The 15,988-nt window shown below is 62.6% G+C and carries 19 protein-coding genes; 10 read left to right on the top strand and 9 right to left on the bottom strand.

Features of this window, described 5'->3' with window-relative positions:
• Nucleotides 1-87: 87 nt before the first annotated feature.
• The 3 genes from IVA91_RS27000 to IVA91_RS26990 all read right to left on the bottom strand — a co-directional run bounded on the left by IVA91_RS27000 (nucleotide 88) and on the right by IVA91_RS26990 (nucleotide 1,340).
• Nucleotides 88-363 carry a hypothetical protein gene (locus IVA91_RS27000; protein WP_247279950.1) on the bottom strand — a complete coding sequence of 92 codons (276 nt, stop codon included), beginning with the start codon at nucleotides 361-363 and terminating at the stop codon, nucleotides 88-90.
• Nucleotides 364-890: 527 nt separating this feature from the next.
• On the bottom strand, nucleotides 891-1,061 hold the full coding sequence (locus tag IVA91_RS26995) for a hypothetical protein (protein WP_247279951.1): 171 nt from the start codon (nucleotides 1,059-1,061) through the stop codon (nucleotides 891-893).
• Between the two features lie 81 nt (nucleotides 1,062-1,142).
• The gene (locus IVA91_RS26990; RefSeq protein ID WP_346015531.1) at nucleotides 1,143-1,340 is read right to left on the bottom strand and encodes a PilZ domain-containing protein; all 198 of its coding nucleotides are present in this window, start codon (nucleotides 1,338-1,340) and stop codon (nucleotides 1,143-1,145) included.
• A 548-nt stretch (nucleotides 1,341-1,888) separates the two neighbouring features.
• Between IVA91_RS26990 and IVA91_RS26985 the strand changes: the two genes are divergently transcribed.
• Together IVA91_RS26985 and IVA91_RS26980 are read left to right on the top strand one after the other, a co-directional pair.
• Nucleotides 1,889-2,227, top strand: a complete 339-nt coding sequence (locus IVA91_RS26985; protein ID WP_247279952.1) for an H-NS histone family protein — start codon at nucleotides 1,889-1,891, stop codon at nucleotides 2,225-2,227.
• Nucleotides 2,228-3,043: 816 nt separating this feature from the next.
• Nucleotides 3,044-3,376 (top strand): hypothetical protein, encoded by a 333-nt coding sequence (locus IVA91_RS26980; protein WP_247450688.1) that lies wholly within the window; start codon nucleotides 3,044-3,046, stop codon nucleotides 3,374-3,376.
• 1,412 nt (nucleotides 3,377-4,788) lie between these two features.
• Here the strand turns inward: IVA91_RS26980 and IVA91_RS26975 are convergent.
• The 6 genes from IVA91_RS26975 to IVA91_RS26950 all read right to left on the bottom strand — a co-directional run bounded on the left by IVA91_RS26975 (nucleotide 4,789) and on the right by IVA91_RS26950 (nucleotide 10,390).
• On the bottom strand, nucleotides 4,789-5,625 hold the full coding sequence (locus IVA91_RS26975; protein WP_247415304.1) for a transporter substrate-binding domain-containing protein: 837 nt from the start codon (nucleotides 5,623-5,625) through the stop codon (nucleotides 4,789-4,791).
• Between the two features lie 69 nt (nucleotides 5,626-5,694).
• Complete coding sequence (locus IVA91_RS26970) at nucleotides 5,695-6,177, bottom strand: MaoC family dehydratase (protein ID WP_247281351.1); 483 nt, start codon at nucleotides 6,175-6,177, stop codon at nucleotides 5,695-5,697.
• 9 nt (nucleotides 6,178-6,186) lie between these two features.
• Nucleotides 6,187-7,770: a CoA-transferase gene (locus IVA91_RS26965; protein ID WP_247281352.1), complete on the bottom strand. Its 1,584-nt coding sequence runs from the start codon at nucleotides 7,768-7,770 to the stop codon at nucleotides 6,187-6,189.
• 16 nt (nucleotides 7,771-7,786) lie between these two features.
• Nucleotides 7,787-8,929, bottom strand: coding sequence for an acyl-CoA dehydrogenase family protein (locus IVA91_RS26960; RefSeq protein ID WP_247415300.1), 1,143 nt, complete (start codon nucleotides 8,927-8,929; stop codon nucleotides 7,787-7,789).
• A gap of 12 nt (nucleotides 8,930-8,941) precedes the next feature.
• A complete protein-coding gene (locus tag IVA91_RS26955; RefSeq protein WP_247281354.1) occupies nucleotides 8,942-9,310 on the bottom strand; it encodes a hypothetical protein in 369 nt (122 codons plus the stop codon).
• Between the two features lie 3 nt (nucleotides 9,311-9,313).
• Entirely contained in the window at nucleotides 9,314-10,390 is a 1,077-nt protein-coding gene (locus IVA91_RS26950) for a LacI family DNA-binding transcriptional regulator (protein ID WP_247281425.1), read from the bottom strand.
• Here IVA91_RS26950 and IVA91_RS26945 point away from each other — a divergent pair.
• From IVA91_RS26945 to IVA91_RS26910, 8 genes are all read left to right on the top strand, one after another.
• Nucleotides 10,293-10,532, top strand: a complete 240-nt coding sequence (locus IVA91_RS26945) for a hypothetical protein (protein ID WP_247281432.1) — start codon at nucleotides 10,293-10,295, stop codon at nucleotides 10,530-10,532. The two genes, IVA91_RS26950 and IVA91_RS26945, sit on opposite strands and share 98 nt — an antisense overlap.
• A 63-nt stretch (nucleotides 10,533-10,595) precedes the next feature.
• Nucleotides 10,596-11,504: a 4-hydroxy-tetrahydrodipicolinate synthase gene (dapA, locus tag IVA91_RS26940; protein ID WP_247281426.1), complete on the top strand. Its 909-nt coding sequence runs from the start codon at nucleotides 10,596-10,598 to the stop codon at nucleotides 11,502-11,504.
• 14 nt (nucleotides 11,505-11,518) lie between these two features.
• Nucleotides 11,519-12,709, top strand: a complete 1,191-nt coding sequence (locus IVA91_RS26935; protein ID WP_247415298.1) for a CoA transferase — start codon at nucleotides 11,519-11,521, stop codon at nucleotides 12,707-12,709.
• Nucleotides 12,706-13,869 (top strand): acyl-CoA dehydrogenase family protein, encoded by a 1,164-nt coding sequence (locus tag IVA91_RS26930; protein ID WP_247281356.1) that lies wholly within the window; start codon nucleotides 12,706-12,708, stop codon nucleotides 13,867-13,869. Before IVA91_RS26935 ends, IVA91_RS26930 begins: the two co-directional genes overlap by 4 nt.
• Before the next feature lie 11 nt (nucleotides 13,870-13,880).
• Nucleotides 13,881-14,288, top strand: coding sequence for a MaoC/PaaZ C-terminal domain-containing protein (locus tag IVA91_RS26925; protein ID WP_247298328.1), 408 nt, complete (start codon nucleotides 13,881-13,883; stop codon nucleotides 14,286-14,288).
• A gap of 3 nt (nucleotides 14,289-14,291) precedes the next feature.
• Complete coding sequence (locus IVA91_RS26920; protein ID WP_011086090.1) at nucleotides 14,292-14,723, top strand: MaoC/PaaZ C-terminal domain-containing protein; 432 nt, start codon at nucleotides 14,292-14,294, stop codon at nucleotides 14,721-14,723.
• On the top strand, nucleotides 14,720-15,673 hold the full coding sequence (locus IVA91_RS26915; protein ID WP_247281358.1) for a dihydrodipicolinate synthase family protein: 954 nt from the start codon (nucleotides 14,720-14,722) through the stop codon (nucleotides 15,671-15,673). Before IVA91_RS26920 ends, IVA91_RS26915 begins: the two co-directional genes overlap by 4 nt.
• Nucleotides 15,674-15,684: 11 nt before the next feature.
• Entirely contained in the window at nucleotides 15,685-15,987 is a 303-nt protein-coding gene (locus tag IVA91_RS26910; RefSeq protein ID WP_247281359.1) for a DUF4286 family protein, read from the top strand.
• Nucleotide 15,988 lies beyond the last annotated feature (1 nt).

Here is a 15,988-nt window from a genome sequence, read left to right as displayed (position 1 = left end):
ATGTCGCCGGAAGCGACTAATTCACTTGCTTTCGCAATGTCTTCGAAGCCGTCGGGTTGATGGGATCCTGTCGCGAATGGCGCGCCGTCATTTTGTCGCCCGCCTGCTCCTGCGCGTCGATCCCAGTTTCGCCTTGACGTGGTCCTTCGGCCAAAGCGCGCCTTCGGGCAGAACCCGGACGCGGCCGTCATCATCGTTGCTGACTAGAACCTGGTCGCTTACATCGCCATCGATGCGGGTCAGCCTGAGATCGGTCTCGGGCGTCCAGCCGAGGGTGATGTCGACGTCACCAGGGAACACCTGCCAGCGTGAGCCGTCGTCGAGCTCGACGATATGGCTTTCGGAATGGGATACGATCCTCAAGGCTCGATCTCCAGCTTTCACGACGATAGCGGGGCGTGATCTGGCGGAGCGCATCCCGAATGCCAAATACATTGAATACTCAAACGGAGGACATGCCTTCTGGTTCGGCGATGCCGAGGCACTTCTCGGCGATATCGAAGAATTCATCACGGGAGATCATGAGAATTTATCGAATGATTTCGAGCGAGTTTTGATCACGATTCTATTCACCGACATCGTCGATTCGACCCGCAGCGCAGCCAGGATGGGCGACCTAGCATGGCGTCGGTTGTTGGACCAACACCACCAAATGGCAAGCGGGATCGTAAAGAAGCATCGCGGTAATCTCGTTAAATCTATCGTCGACGGATTCTTGGCAACCTGGGCATCTTTTCTCAGGTTGATGGAGCGCTCTTCAGGGGGCGTAATACTGAGGCCGCGGTCAGGCTTATCCGCGAATCGGCCGCGGGTTTGGTTTATAGAATTGGAAAGCAACTCTAGACTCTGCAGCGCGACGTCCGAGGCAGCCAATCCCGAAATGCCCGGTGTCAGTCCGGCATGAGGCTACTCGGCTGTTTCCCAGCCAACTCGCGGCCGGCGAAGTTAAGCTCCAGGTCTCTAAGGTGTTCGATCAACTGCTCTATGATCTCGTGATAGTCGGATGGCGTCAATGAATGCACGCCGCGCAACGCCAATTCATCCTGAAGAATCGTCGACAACAAGCCTGTCAGTCGTCTGAGCGAGCATGGATAAATCTGAAGTCTCATTGTGAACCGACGAGACGTTTCTCTGCGTTCGGTTTACTCTTTGTCTTCTGTGACGAACTGAACTCCGACGTGAGAACCATCCACCCAAATTAGCTCGCAGCGCCGAAATGCCAGACCCGTGGAGGACAGAACCAAGAAGAATTCCTGTGCTTTCAGGGGATCTGTCGAGCCGTCAACCTCAAGCTTGGCACCCATTGCAGAGGCATCGACAAGGGTCAGCTTCGCCGCCACGTCCCGTGGACACCCATGATGCTGACCGTATGCTTGTGTTCAAAGCGAACACGGTGAGCTTTTCGGTTGTTTTCCATCATCTGCAATCCCTAATTTCAAATCAGTTTCTCCAAATAAATGCGCCGCCTTCCTGCGCGTCTCTGCAATAAGCAAACTCGATCTTCGCCGACTGAGCCAGTAGAGCCGTCTTCTGGCCGCTTCATTTAGTTGTGTCTGTCCCACCATCAATCGGATGCAGCTACTCGCAAGCTCATAAATCAAGACAGCCCGAGCGAATGTCATCTGTTGTTTGAATGTCGAGAGCTTGAACCTGCGACAACAGAGCGGCGACGTTCGGCCCAATGCCGGGCAGTCTCTGGCATGAGGGACTTGTCTCAGATTTCGCCTTGTATGGCTGCCGAAATATGAGCACTGAGGACATTGTCGCAATTCTCAATTCCGGATCGGCATGGCCTTGCCGAACATAAACAGGAGACGATGAAAAATAGAGCGATACGAATACACCCGACTTGTTTGCTGGGCCTTCTCCCAAGAATTCGGATCGAGCCATGAACGCCGCCCATTTCAATTCGCTCTCCCTTGACGAGCTCTGGAGATTTCATCAGCAGGTCACCGCCAGCCTTACTCAGAAAATGTTAGTGCAAAAAGCAAAATTGGAGGAACGGCTCCACAAGATTGGACTCGCTGACGAGGCCACAAGGTTCGATCGTAAGCGCCGTCCATACCCGCCCGTTCGTCCCAAATATCGCAATCCAAGGAACCCGGCGGAGACATGGTCGGGTCGCGGCAGGCTGCCTCGCTGGCTGCGGCCGCAGCTTCGAGGCGGCGGGAAGTTGGACGACTTCCTAATCGACCAGACTTCGGTTCAAAAGCGGCAGACCAATTGAGCGCTGCGGGCGCGACCGCGTTGGAAAGAAGGCCAACCCCACATCCTTTCCTTGTCTGGCATCCGTTTGGCTTCTCCGACTGAAAGAACACGAAGGCCAGCGCCGCAGCATCGAACAGCCCTATCGGGCAATCTTCATTCACCACGGCTTGCGTTGGCGGTGGAACGTCTCGCTCTAACGCCCGTGCGAGCCGGTAGGGTTTGCTTTCTGAGGTCATCGCCGAGACGCGAGCATACGCCGAACTGACATGTTGGCGCTCGTATGTATGTCCCCGCACTCCAGTAGCTTGGACGCGTGGACACCAATACACAGGCTCTAGACGCGAGCGGACGTTCTACGAAGCTGGAGACATCCGTCGAATGGCCCAAGGACTCGATCGCGGCACCCACAGTAAGTGATGAAGCGACTACACCAGCGCGACAACGCCGCGCATTTGTAGGTCGAACGAAAGTGCGCACTCGATCCGACTTACGATAAGTTCTGCTAGGATCGGGCGAGGGCACGCATCGTTAGCCACTGGCGCGACCGCGAGAAACTGCGCAACATCGACTTGGCTAGCGTGGGCAAGCGGCTATGGAGCTCCGGGATGGGGCCGCCGAAGTCGGAGCGATCAACGCGCTGATGCCGAGTTCGGAAGCGGACGCGCTTGCAAAACACAGTCCCACCGTCATTTGGTCGCTCCGGGGGCCGCCAGACATCACTCCTTTGGTCTTCTGCGTGTGATGCGCCGCTGATTTATTCGTGCCGAGATGCATCGGCTGTTAAGGGTTGATTTAGTTCCCGGCACGATCATTGGGGACCACAAGGGACCCGAGCATGCAACTGCATCATGCCAATACCTTGGAAAGGTTCGAGACTGTCGCGGATCAAGGCAGTTGCGAGGTCGCGACCCGGCCCGTCACTCTCGACCAATCAGATTTCTCGACCTCCAATCGAGATGAGGTCCTGGCGCTATTGGCGCCGAGCGGCCTTGCAAAACGCACTTTTTGGCTCGTCGTGGCCGCCTTGGCTGGGGGCTTCGGATTGGGATGGGCTGGTGCTTGGTACGGTCCTGCAACTATCTCGCCTCTCAACCCAATTGCTCAGGTAGAGACCGTTTCGCGCCGCATGCCGGACACAAAGTCAGGCGGCAGGATCGAAAGCGCTTGAAAGGTAGCATCAGCCTCGGACTCGCGAACACCGCCTGGTGTAGGTCAGCCCTCCACAACAAGCGCGAGCCTTGCTCCGAAGCCCTTGGCCAAAGCGTCGAGTGGGGCGCAATCGGCGGAAGCTTCGAACCAAGCTTCTTCGGCCGGCGAGGCGGACATGTCTGTGACCGGCTCGCTTGGGTCTGCGGGGCCGCTCATGTCGGTCCCCGAGACAAGACCAACGACTATTAGGGGGTGGGCAGTCCTTGACGTTCGCGGTGGAACGGCGGTGCTCGAAGGGCCCGATGGGATTCGAATGGCAGCACGGGGCGACGTGGTCCCCGGCATCGGGCGGATCGACTCTATCGTGCGTTGGGGCAACCGCTGGATAGTTGCAACGCCTGGTGGATTGATCTCGACGCCCTAGGCGTGAACGGCTGCGACGAAGAGGCATGCCATCCATTCGTGCGGCACACACTGCAGGGCGCGGGCCCGGGTTTTTGCAATTCAGTTTCACCCGATCTAGCCAGGACTGTTGAGCCATCGACCTCGAGCTCCGGCGGAATTCGAATGGGCGATCTTTGCCTTCGGAGGGCAGCGCTCATTCTTCGAACTCAGTATAGGCCGAAGCTTTCGCCAACCTGCTGTCCTGATAACGCACGCGCCTACCAGCGGACCGCAGCCCGCAAGTTTGCTTGCTCTACCGCCGCCAACACTACGACCGTACTTGTTCTTCCCTAGGCCTGGCCAGAGCGGCACGTTACTTTGCGGCCGAAGGAAACGGGATTGGTAAGGAGGATTCGAACTAGCGTGGTACTGCACGACCTCATCTAGTACAGCAATGCTGTACCGACCGGACGTGCCATGTTCCACGGGGCTACGAAGCCCTCTGAATAAGCACTTGAAACGAAAGGAGAATGCCTCAACTGTTAGCCTGAAAACTTTAGTCGGCCCGAACATCAGCTATACCAGACGAGACGATAAAGCGAAATAACATCAATCTGTTAGCGCATCGATTTTGCATTGCCCCCGTGATGGATTGGAGCGAGAGTTCGAGTGTTTCAATTGGTTAGAAGGCGGCGTGTGCACAACGTGTGCACCGGGAGATCAAGAAAAATCTTGCGACAGCCAATGAGGAGCAAGTTCTCTTAAGCGGACGAGCGGACTTCAGTGGTGCAAGTGCAACGCAAGATTTCGAGAGTGACGGCAGACTACGCGAGGCTGACGAGCAACCTCAGTTCTCGAATATGAAAATTGACACTCAATCGGAATGGCGTGGGCGTGCTGATCCACCCGAGATCAAACCGTTCCTGGGGTGTGGGTTGGTCGCGTTTCCCGCGACCAACGAGTAAGCAGGCAGATGCTCCTGTTCTCCCATCAGCGGCAGTAGGTCGATCATATGTGCGCTGCCACACATGAGATAGCGCGAGCTTGTCAATTCGTCGGCCCATCCCCGCGAATGGCGAACGTCGTGGCCTTCAGCTTGGTCATGCCGAACTTGTCGAACAGCTTGTCGTAGGTGCCGTCGGCTCGGATCGCGGTGAGCGCATCTGCTGCGGCTTGCGCCAGCAGCTTGTCGCGGAAGGCGAAGGTGATGTCGGTGCCGGCGATGTCGCGGACCCAGATCTTTGCGATGCCTTTCTGCTCGAGCGCGTTCGCGGTCTCGTTGATGTTGAGAGCGGCTTCGAGCTGGCCAGCACGCAGCGCGGCCGAGGTCGCGGTCACCGTGGCGAAGGTACGCAGTTCGACCGGCTTGAGGCCCTTGGCCTCCATCGCGGTGCTGAACTCGCGCGCCTTGCGCTCGGTATAGGTCGCCGATTCCACGCCGACGATGCGGCCGGCGAGATCCTCGAACTTCTCCAGCTTAAGGCTGGAGGAGGGATCGGTGTAGATGCTGATCGCCTGCTGCGCGTAAGGCACGAGATAGAGCATCTTCGAGCGCTCCTCGGTCCAGAACAGGCCGGTGTTGATGGCGTCGAAGCGGCCGGAGCGAAGCGCCGGGATCATCGGCGGGAAGTCCATGCGCAGGAAAACCGCCTCAACGCAGATGCGCTTGGCGATCTCGCGGGCGAGCTCGACATTGAGGCCCTGCAGCTCGCCCTTGTCGTCGACGAATTGCTGCGGCGGCAGCGTCGGGTTGATCGACATCTGCCATTTCGGCGCCTCGATCAGGCTCGACGCCGGCACCTTCGGCGTACAGGTTTGGGCTCCGGCCGCCTGGGACAGGCCGATGAGCAGAGCTAGGGCGGAGAGGGTTTTTCGATATCGCATCTCAATACTCCAATCAAAGCGTGGGTGCAGAGGAGCCGTCCTCCGGTCCGCGTTTTCTTCAATGTCTCGTCATGTTTCCACCGTCGCGTCGGCTTGCCGGGTCAGGATGAGCGAGATGTGGCGCGCCGCGGTCACCACCTCGTCGCGCTGGTTGAGGAGGTCGAGCGTCTCGACGACGATGCCGCGCTCCGGATTTTTGGTCGGCCGCTTCTCGACGAAGCGGAAGCGGACACGCAAGGTGTCGCCGGCGACGATGGGGCCCTTGAACTTCACCTCGTCCCAGCCGAGCGAGGCGACCGAGGTCTCCTCGTACAGTTTCAGCTCCGACTTGAGCCCCTCCATCAGCGACAGGCCGAACAGGCCATGGCCGATGACCGCTGGAAAGCCGCGCGAGCGCGCGTAACCTGAGTCGATATGAAGCGGATGATGGTCGCGCGTGACGTCGGCGAAGACCGCGATATCTGCCTCAGTCACGGTGTGCACGGCGGTCTCGAACTCCGCGCCGAGCGCGATGTCCTCGTAGCGGAGATTGATCGGAGCGCTCGCGTCCATGCTGATCCCTCAGGCGACCTTGCGCGGCCGCGCCGGCAGGGCTTTGAAGCTCTGCGCGATGCCCATTGGGCCCGAACGGAAGATGCGCGGATCCATGTCTTTCAGCTGCGGGCTGATGCGCGGCTTGAAATCCATACGGGCGAGGATGTCCTCCTCAAGCCGCGCGCCCGGCGCGATCTCGGTCAGGGTCACGCTGCCGTTCTCGAGCTCCAACATGGCGCGCTCGGTGACGTAGCTGACATGCTGGCCGCGCTGTGCCGCCAGCGACGCGCTGAAGCTGATCTGGCCCACTTGTGGCACGAATTTGCGGAAAGCGCCGTCGCGACGGATCGCCAGGCGGCCGTTCTCGACGCCGATGTCGAACTTGCCGCCGGTCATGGTGCCGCTGAAGATCAGCCGCTTGGCGTTCTGCGTGATGTCGATGAAGCCGCCGGAGCCGTCGCGGCGCTCGCCGAAGCGGGTGACGTTGACGTTGCCGGCTTCGTCCACCTCCGCGAAAGAGAGGAAGGCGCAAGAAAGGCCGCCGCCATCATAGAAGTCGAACTGATAGGCCTGATCGAGAATGACGCGTGGATTGATGGCGGTGCCGAATTCGCGGGCGTGACCGGGCACGCCGCCGACCACGCCGGATTCCACCGTTAGCGTGATCAGGTCCGAGATGCCTTCCTCGGCCGCGACATTGGGGATCATAGCGGAGATGCCGACGCCGAGATTGACGACGTCGCGAGGGCGCAGCTCGAAGGCGGCGCGGCGGGCGATCACCCGCCGTTCGGTGAGCGGATCGGGCGTGATCATCGCCACCGGGACGCGCGTCTCGCCACAGCGTGCGGGGTCGTAGGCGGTGCCGTAGGTCTGCATCTGCTCGGGCTCGAGCACGATGTGGTCGATCAGGAAGCCCGGGATCTTCACCATCTGCGGATGGATCGAGCCGCGCTTCACGATGCGCTTGACCTGGCAGATCACGGTGCCGCCGGCATTGTGCACGGCCTGTGCGATCGAGAGATCCTCGCGCGTGGTGCCCTCGTGCTCCATGCTGATATAGCCGTCCTCGTCCGCGGACGTGCCGCGGATGATGGCGACATCGGGCGGGGCGGGCACGCGGTAGAGCAGCCACGACTGGTCATGCAACTCGAGCAGGTCCACCAGCGGCGCTGTGGTGCGCTTGTTCATGCGGCCGCCATCCTGCCGCGGGTCCATGTAGGTGTTGAGACCGACATGGGTGAGCACGCCCGGATGCTTTGCCGCCATGGCGCGGCAGAGCTGGCTCATCACCCCTTGCGGGAAATTGTAGGCGTCGATCAGCTCGTCGCGGACGAGGCGCATGAACGGCACCTGGAGGCCGAAATTGCCGCCGATTACGCGCGCGATCAGGCCTTCATGGGCGAGATGGCAGAGACCCTTCTCGGTGACGGCGCCGACGCCGGTGATGTTGATGAGCGTCAGATTGTGCGGACCCTGGCCGCCGAGGAAGCGCTGCTCCAGCGCCTCAAGGATCGATTCGGCAGCGCCCGTGCCGCCATTTCCCCCGACGATCAGCGTGTCAGCATCGCGAATGAGACCGGCGGCCTCTGCCGCTGTGATGATGCTCAGCATGAGCGCGCTTCCCGCATCACGCGGCCTCCTTCTCGACCTGGCGGGCGATGATCAGCCGCTGGATCTGGTTGGTGCCTTCGTATATCTGGGCGAGGCGGACGTCGCGGAAGATGCGCTCGATGCGGTACTCGCGCGAATAGCCGTTGCCGCCGTGGATCTGCAGCGCGTTGGAAACGTGCTTCATCGCCATGTCAGTGGTGAACAGCTTTGCCTGCGCCGCCTCCTTGGCGATCGACTCGCCGGCATCGTGCAGGCGCGCGGCGTGGTGGATCAGCAGGCGCGCGGCGGCGATGTCGGTGGACATGTCCGCGAGCATGAACTGTACGGCCTGGAAGCCGATGATGGCCTGGCCGAACTGCTTGCGGTCCTTTGCGTAAGTCGTGGCGTCCTCGAACGCCGCCTGCGCCATGCCGAGCGCCATCGAGGCCATCATGAGCCGGCTGAAGTTGAAATTGCTCATGGCCATCTTGAAGGCCTGGTTCTCCGGCCCCATCACGCTGTCGGCGGGGAGGCGCACGTCTGAGAAGGTCATCTGGCAGTCGTCGAGGCCATGCATGCCGAGCAGCTCCTCGTTCTTGCCGCGGGCGATGCCGGGCAAGGTGCCGTCCACGAGAAGACAGGAAATGGCGCGATGGCCCGCATCTGCGCCGGTGCGCGCGAACACCATGATGCGGTCGGCGACGCCGCCGAGCGTCACCCAGGCCTTGGTGCCATTGAGCCGCCAGCCATTGCCATCGCGCACCGCGTTGGTGCGGATGCCCGCGACGTCGGAGCCGTGGTCGGGTTCCGAGACGGCGGTCGCGGGAATGATGTCGCCGTTGAGGATTTTGGGGATCAGCGCCTTGTGCGCCTCAGTGCCGTGATGGTCGAAGAACAGCACGGCCTCGACGGGAATTGCGAAGGCGTTAGCGACCGCGCCGGAGCAGCGCGCCAGCTCCTCCATCGCGATGCAGGCAGCAATCGCATCGAGACCCGCGCCACCGGCGCCTTCCCGCAGGCAGATGCCGAACAGGCCGAGATCGGCCATGCCCTTGTAGAGCGCGCGGTCGAACCGGTCCTCGCGGTCGATCGCGGCGGCGCGCGGCAGGATCTCCGCTTCGGCGAAGCGGCGGGCGGTCTCGCGCAGGGCTTTCTGGTCTTGGCTGTAGAAGCGGTCCATGGCGTGCTCCCGTCAGTCGCTGGCGAGCTTGGAATCGTGGGAGACTTCGCTGCGGGCGCGATCGAGGAAATAGATCGCGACGTCGTCGCCCGGCACGCCATAGGCGCTGCACACGCCGCGGGTTAGCGCGATGGCGGCGGCGCGACGCTCAGCCTCGCTGCGGCGGAAGGCGTGGACCTTGAGCAGGATGCGCTGGCCGGTAGCCTGCGCGCCGAACGTGCCGGCATGGGCGTAGTCGTCAGGCGCAATCGGCAGGAAATAGAGTGTGACTGTATCGGCGGCGACGCCGAACGCCGACATCAGGCCGTCGGTCACCGAGCGCGCCACCGCGGCCTTGCGCTGGGACGGGACTTGCGGGGCGAGCACTTCGACATACGGCATCGATCAGACCTTCGCGGATTTGGCCGCAGATGATTTGGATGAAGACGATTTGAACTTGCCGGATTTCGCAGGGGCCGGGGCTTCGATCTGGCGGCAGGAGTCGCGCTTGATCAGCCGGGCACCGACGCGATATTCGCGGACGCCGTCATTGCCGTTGCCCTTGCTATTTCCCTTGGCGTCCATGCGATGCAGCAGCCGGTCGACGGCGAGATTGGCAAGATCCCGCGCGCCGTTGTCGACGATGCTGATCGCCGGGCGATGCCATTCGAACCACGGCATGTCCTCGTAGCAGAGCAGCGACAGATCGTCGGGAATGACGATCTTCCGTTCCGCGGTGACACGCAGCACGCCGAGCGTTGCCTCGTGGTTGGCGACGAAGATCGCGCTGGGCGGGCGGGGAAGGTCGAGCAGCTTGCGGGCGGAGGTCGCGCCGGTCTCGGGCTCGAAATGGCCGGCATGGATCAATGTGTCGTCCCTGACGATGCCGGCCTCGCGCAGGGCGCGGACATAGCCGGACAACCGTTCGCGGCCGGACGTGGTGTCCTGGCGGCCGACGATCAGCCCGATGCGCTTGTGCCCGAGCTCGATCAGGTGACGCGTGCCGAGATATGCGCCTTGCGGATCGTCGGCGAGCACGGTCTCGAGATCGGTCGCGTCGTCGCGCCGCACCAGGCAGACGATGGGCACGTCCTTCGAGAGCGCCTTGAGCTGCGCGCCGTTCTTGCCGGTCGGCACCACGATCAGCCCGTCGATGCGGTGGTCGACCAGCGTGGTGAGGGTGTCGCTCTCCTGCTGCGGATCGTCGCCGCCGATGCACAGAAGCATCTGATAACCCAGCGCCTTCACGCGCGCCTGCACCACTTCGGCCATCACCTGGAACGAGGCGTTGGTGAGATTGTGGACGAGAAGCGCCACCAGCCGCGACTGTCCGGTCTTCAATCCGCGTGCGATCGGGTTCGGTCGATAGCCGAGCTCGCGCGCGATGCGCACCAGCCGCTGCTGCGTGCGTTCGCTGGTCAGGCCGGTTCCCGTCAGCGCTCGGGAAGCAGTGCTGACTGAAACGCGGGCCGCCTGTGCCACATCTTTGAGCGTGACGCTCATCAAACCTGCCGATAAACTGCAAACGATTGCAGAAACGCTAAGAGCTTATTCCACACCAATCAAGCTTAAAAAATGGATGGTGTTGCCCAATGCAGAAACATTTATGCAAACGATTGCATAAGGCGTGCGGTTATTCCGCAGGCGGCATCCATCGCCTGAATCCACCCGAGTACCCGGCAGTTCCCTGATGAAGACGTTCCGCGGCACCTACACCGTCATGATCACTCCGTTCACGGCAGCGGGCGAGGTCGATGTCGCGGCATTGCGCGCCTTCGTCGACTGGCAGATCGTGGAGGGCATTCACGGGTTGATCCCGCTCGGCTCGACCGGCGAGTTCCTGTCCATGGACGATGACGAGAAGGCGCTGGTTGCCGAGGTCGTCATTCGCCAGGCGGCGGGGCGCGTCCCCGTGCTGATCGGCACCGGCGCGGAGGATACGCGTGAGGTGGTTCGCCTCAGTCGCCGTGCCGAAAAACTGGGCGCTGACGGCGTGATGATCATTCCGCCGTTCTATTCGACGCCGACCGACGACGAGTTGGTCCATCACTACAAGACGGTGGCCGACGCGATCGCGCTGCCGATCATGGTCTACAACAATCCGGCAACCGCAAATGTCGATCTCAAGCCGCAGCTCGTGGCGCGCATCGCCGAGATCGACAACTGTCTCTATATCAAGGATTCGACGCTGGAGGTGACGCGCGTGCGCGACATCATCCGCCTCTGCGGTGACAGGATGACGGTGTTCGGCGGCATCCTCGGCTTCGAATCCTTCGTCGAGGGCGCGCAAGGCTGGGTGGCTGTGGCCTCCAACGTGGTCCCCGCGGAGATGGCTCGCATCTTCAGCTTCGTCGCCGACCACGGCGCGATCAAGGAAGCGCGCGAGCTCTATCTCAAATACCTGCCGGTGATCGAATTCGTCGGCGGCCAGGCCTACGTCGCCGGCAGCAAGGCGCTGCTCGGCCACATGGGTTTTGCAGCCGGCCATCCGCGGCCGCCGCGGCTGCCGTTGCCGGCTGCGCAGGATGCGGCCGCACGCGCCCTGGTCAAGACCTTCGATCTCGCATGGCGCGGTGCGCCGGTTGCGGCTGCTTAAACTGAGGTGAACGGATGAACCTGCTCGACGGCGTCAAGATCCTCAGCTTCAATCATTATCTCGCAGGCCCGCTGGCGGCGCAGACGCTGGCCGATCTTGGCGCCGACGTCATCGCGGTCGAACCGATCGAGGGCGCCTTTCAGCGCAACTGGGCGGTCGCCAATCATTTCATTGCGGGTGACAGCGTCAATCATCTGGCGACCGGGCGCAACAAGCGCAGCCTCGCGGTCAATCTCAAGCATCCCGACGGCGTTGCGGCGGTGAAGAAGCTGGTCGCCACCGCCGATGTCGTGATGGAGAACTTTCGGCCGGGCACCATGGCCAAGCTCGGCCTCGGCTACGACACGCTCAAGGAGATCAACCCCGGCCTGATCTATGCGGTTGCCACCGGCTTCGGATCGGAGGGGCCGTACAAGGATCGTCCGGGCCAGGATCTTTTGCTTCAAGCGATGTCGGGTCTTGCGATGCGGACCGGACGCGCCGACGGCGAGCCGACGGCGGTCGGTGCCGTCATCGTCGATCAGCATGCCGCCTCGCTCTACGCCATGAGCATCCTCGCGGCGCTGTTCGCCCGGACGAAGATGGGCAAGGGACAGCTCGTCGAGGTCAACCTCTATCAGGCCGCACTGGATCTCCAGGTCGAGCCGCTGACGGCATGGCTAAACGGCGCGCCGTCGCCGACGCCGCGCGGCCCGGCCGGCATCGCGGCGTGGTTCAGCCCCGGGCCTTACGGCGTTCACGCCACGGGGGATGGTCATATGGCGATCTCGATGGCCACGCCCAAAGCGCTCGCGGTCGCGTTGGATAGCGAAGAGCTGAAGCAATTCGGCGAGGGCGACAGTTTCTCGAAGCGCGAGGAGATCACGCGGATCGTTGCTATCAGGCTGAAGCAGAAGCCGACGGCGGAATGGCTGCCCGCGCTGGAAGCCGCGGGCATCTGGCACGCGCCGGTGCAGGATTATCGCGACCTCGAGACCGATCCCCAGCTTAAGCATCTCGGCGTGTTCAAGAGTGCCGAGAGTGCAGGCGGCGCGCCGATCCGGATGATCGCACATCCCGCGCGCTATGACGGCCGGACGCCGGAGGTGCGGCTGGTGCCGCAACGGCTCGGTGCGCAGACCCGCGAAGTGCTCGGCGAGATCGGTTACGGCGCAGCCGACATTGATGCGATGATCGCCGGCAAGGCCGTGGGAGTGGCGCGATGATCGACTTTTCCGTGCCCGAGGAGACACGTCTCCTGGTCGACACCGTTCGCCGTTTCGTCGAGACGGAGGTGCAGCCGCTCGAAGACGTCGTGGAGCAGACGGCCAAAGTGCCGGCCGACGCGCTGGCGGTCACCAAGTCCAAGGCGCAGAAGCTCGGCCTTTACGCCATGAACATGCCGACGGATGTGGGCGGCGGCGGGCTAACTTGCGTCGAACATTGCCTGGTCGAGGAAGAGTTCGGCAAGACGTCCGACGCGCTGATCCGCCGTGTGTTCGGCCAGGTCTATCCGATGCTGATGGCCTGCAAGGGCGACCAGATCGAGCGCTACCTGCTGCCGACGGTGAAGGGCGACAAGATCTGCGCCATGGCGATCACGGAGCCTGGCGCCGGTTCCGACGCCGCCTCAATCAGCACGACCGCCCAGCCCGATGGCGACCAGTGGGTCCTCAACGGCACCAAGCATTTCATCAGCGACGGCGACATCGCCGACTATGTGATTCTGATGGCGCTGACCGACAAGGAGAAGCGTGCCCGCGGCGGCATCACCCTGTTCCTGGTCGATCGCGGCACACCGGGCTTCAAGGTGGCGCGCACCCAGCCGATGATGGGCCATCGCGGCTATGGCCATGCCGAACTGAGCTTCGAGGATTGCCGCATTCCGAAAGCGGCCGTGCTCGGCGAGGTCGGCGGCGGCTTCAAGCTGATCATGCAAAGCGTGCTGCAGATCCGGCTCGCCCATATCGGCGCCCGCGCTGTCGGCATGGCGCAGCGTGCGCTGGAGATGATGCGCAAGCATGCCGGCGAGCGGCGCCAGTTCGGCCAGCTGATCGGCGATTTCCAGATGGTGCAGAAGCTGATCGCGGATTCCGCCACCGAGATCTTCGGCGTGAAGATGATGGTGATGAACGCCGCCTGGGACATCGATCAGGGCAAGGATGCGCGAGACAAGGTCTCGATGATCAAGGTTGCGGCCTCCGAGATGCAGGGCCGCGTGGTCGACCGCGCCATCCAGGTGTTCGGCGGCATGGGGTTCAGCAAGGATTTGCCGCTGGAGCGGATGTATCGCGATGCCCGAGTCACCCGCATCTATGACGGCACCTCCGAGATTCACCGCATGCTGGTCGCGCGCAGCACCATCAAGAACGGCCTGCAGCTTTAGGGAAACGATCGATGTCCCACGCACCTCTTGAGCCCGGCGCTGCCTTCGCCTTCCGCAAGACCATGACCGTGGCCGAGCAGGCGATGTTCACCGGCATTAGCGGCAATCTCGGCGCTCTCTATGTCGATGCCGTCCGCGCCAAGAAAGCTGGCGCGTCGAATATGATCGCCTTCGAACTCGCGGTCGGAGGTCTCGCTACGACGTGCCTCAGCCAGCTCGGTGGTCCCACGCGGCGGATCGGCAGCATCGCGCTGAATTTTGCCGCGCCCGTGATCGTCGGCGACTCCGTCGAGGCCAGGGCCGAGATCGTTTCGGTTGACGGCGACGACGCGGTCTGTCGCGTCACCTGCACGCTGTCGCCCTCAGGTGCCACCGTGGTGGACGGCACCGCGACGCTGGTTCCCTTTGCCAGGGCCTAAGCCATGTACGAGCCGAAATCCTTCGACGATCTCAAGGTGAATGACAGGGTCAGCCTGAGCAAGACCATCACCGAGGCCGATGGCGCGCTCTATATCGCCGCGACCGGCGATTTCGGTCCCGTTCATGTCGATGAGGTCTATGCCGGCGCGACGCGCTTTGGCCGCAGGCTGGCGCCGGGGATCATGGTTGCGGGACTCTGCACTAGCATCCTCACCAGCGAGCTGGTCGGCACTATCGGCGTGTCGGTGGAGGACCGGTTCTGGTTCACCGGTCCCGTGTTCTACGGCGATACGCTCACCTTCGACGTCTGGATCGCCGAGCAGCACGACGAGACCCGCACCATCATCTGGGAAGCGAGCGCGCGCAACGAAGGTGGCCTCGAAGTGCTGAAGGCGCGCGCGAGCCTGAAATTTCCGCGGCGGAAACCGTCATGAGCAAGGCGATGAAGAAACCGGATTTGCGTGGCGTCACGGTCGCGACCGTGCTGCCCTTCAGGGACGACAGCTCGATCGACTGGGACGGCTATGCCCGCGTGCTGGACTATTGCGCCTGCCCTGACAGCATCGCGGCGGTGTTCGTCAATGGACATGCCGGCGAGGGTGGATCGCTCTCGGATGACGAGCGTCAGGCGGTGATCGAGCGGACGCGCCGGCAGATCGGCGGCAAGCCGCTATTGGCCGGCATCATCGCGCATTCCACCGCGGAAGTGATCCATCAGGCACAGCTCGCGGAGGCTGCCGGTGCCGACTGCGCGGTGTTGTTCCCGCCCGCACCGCTCGGCGGCGGAGCGTCGGCGACCTCGCGCGCGCCAATGGCTTTCGTGCAGGCGGTCGCCTCCGCGATCGGAATTCCCGTGTCGATCTTCCAGTATCCGCTCGCATCGGGATTTGGCTACTCGCCGGAGACCTTGGCCAAGATCGCCGCGCTCGACAGGGTCATCGCCATTAAGGAGGGCAGCGACACCATGCTGGCCTATGACGAGAACCGGCGGGCGGTGAAGCTGGCCGATCCATCCGTGGCGATCCTGCCGTCGAACTTCAACTGGTTCCTGCCGCAGCTCGCCGTCGGCGGCGACGGCATTCTCTCCGGCCTCGTCAGCCTCGCGCCGCATCTGTTCGCAGCGCTCTGGCAGGCCTCGCTCGCCGACGACCTCAAGGCGATGCGCGCCGTCAACGAGCGGCTCTATCCGATCGTCCGCGCCATTTACGGGCCTGCGCCGATCATGGACATGCACACGCGCATGAAGGTCGGGCTCAAGGCGCTCGGCCTGATCCGCAATGCCGATCCGCGGCCGCCGCTGCTGCCGGTTCTACCTGCGCTGTGCGATGCCATTGTAACGACGGTCGGTGTGGCGCGCGCAGCCGGCGACATCCGTCCGGCATGAGGAACGAGACGATGCTGGACGAAGCCTTCATCCATATCGTGCGGGTCGACATCGACCCCGAGCACGAGGCTGCGTTCAACGCCTGGTACGAGCAGAGGCATTTCCCCGATCTGCTCGCCTGTCCCGGCTGGCTCTCGGCAAAGCGCTTCGTCTCCATCGGCGACGGGCCGAAATACGCCGCGATGTACGAAGTCGCGGGGCGATGGGCATTCGAGACGCCGGAATTCCTGAGGGTAAAGGGCTTCGGTCCGTTCGAATCCCTGGTGAAGAACTTCATGCGCATCCAGCTCAGGCCGATGTCGGGACCGGCTTGAG

The sequence above is a fragment of the Bradyrhizobium sp. 153 genome (assembly GCF_023073835.1).
Classification (GTDB): Bacteria; Pseudomonadota; Alphaproteobacteria; order Rhizobiales; family Xanthobacteraceae; genus Bradyrhizobium.
This window is presented reverse-complemented; position numbering and strand designations above follow the sequence as displayed.

Bases quoted from the DNA above. Each gene is read 5' to 3' on its own strand.
- IVA91_RS26985 (WP_247279952.1), top strand. From the start codon at position 1,889: ATGAACGCCGCCCATTTCAATTCGCTCTCCCTTGACGAGCTCTGGAGA.
- IVA91_RS26980 (WP_247450688.1), top strand. From the start codon at position 3,044: ATGCAACTGCATCATGCCAATACCTTGGAAAGGTTCGAGACTGTCGCG.
- IVA91_RS26975 (WP_247415304.1), bottom strand. From the start codon at position 5,625: ATGCGATATCGAAAAACCCTCTCCGCCCTAGCTCTGCTCATCGGCCTG.
- IVA91_RS26970 (WP_247281351.1), bottom strand. From the start codon at position 6,177: ATGGACGCGAGCGCTCCGATCAATCTCCGCTACGAGGACATCGCGCTC.
- IVA91_RS26965 (WP_247281352.1), bottom strand. From the start codon at position 7,770: ATGCTGAGCATCATCACAGCGGCAGAGGCCGCCGGTCTCATTCGCGAT.
- IVA91_RS26960 (WP_247415300.1), bottom strand. From the start codon at position 8,929: ATGGACCGCTTCTACAGCCAAGACCAGAAAGCCCTGCGCGAGACCGCC.
- IVA91_RS26955 (WP_247281354.1), bottom strand. From the start codon at position 9,310: ATGCCGTATGTCGAAGTGCTCGCCCCGCAAGTCCCGTCCCAGCGCAAG.
- IVA91_RS26945 (WP_247281432.1), top strand. From the start codon at position 10,293: ATGCGCACCAGCCGCTGCTGCGTGCGTTCGCTGGTCAGGCCGGTTCCC.
- IVA91_RS26935 (WP_247415298.1), top strand. From the start codon at position 11,519: ATGAACCTGCTCGACGGCGTCAAGATCCTCAGCTTCAATCATTATCTC.
- IVA91_RS26930 (WP_247281356.1), top strand. From the start codon at position 12,706: ATGATCGACTTTTCCGTGCCCGAGGAGACACGTCTCCTGGTCGACACC.
- IVA91_RS26925 (WP_247298328.1), top strand. From the start codon at position 13,881: ATGTCCCACGCACCTCTTGAGCCCGGCGCTGCCTTCGCCTTCCGCAAG.
- IVA91_RS26920 (WP_011086090.1), top strand. From the start codon at position 14,292: ATGTACGAGCCGAAATCCTTCGACGATCTCAAGGTGAATGACAGGGTC.
- IVA91_RS26915 (WP_247281358.1), top strand. From the start codon at position 14,720: ATGAGCAAGGCGATGAAGAAACCGGATTTGCGTGGCGTCACGGTCGCG.
- IVA91_RS26910 (WP_247281359.1), top strand. From the start codon at position 15,685: ATGCTGGACGAAGCCTTCATCCATATCGTGCGGGTCGACATCGACCCC.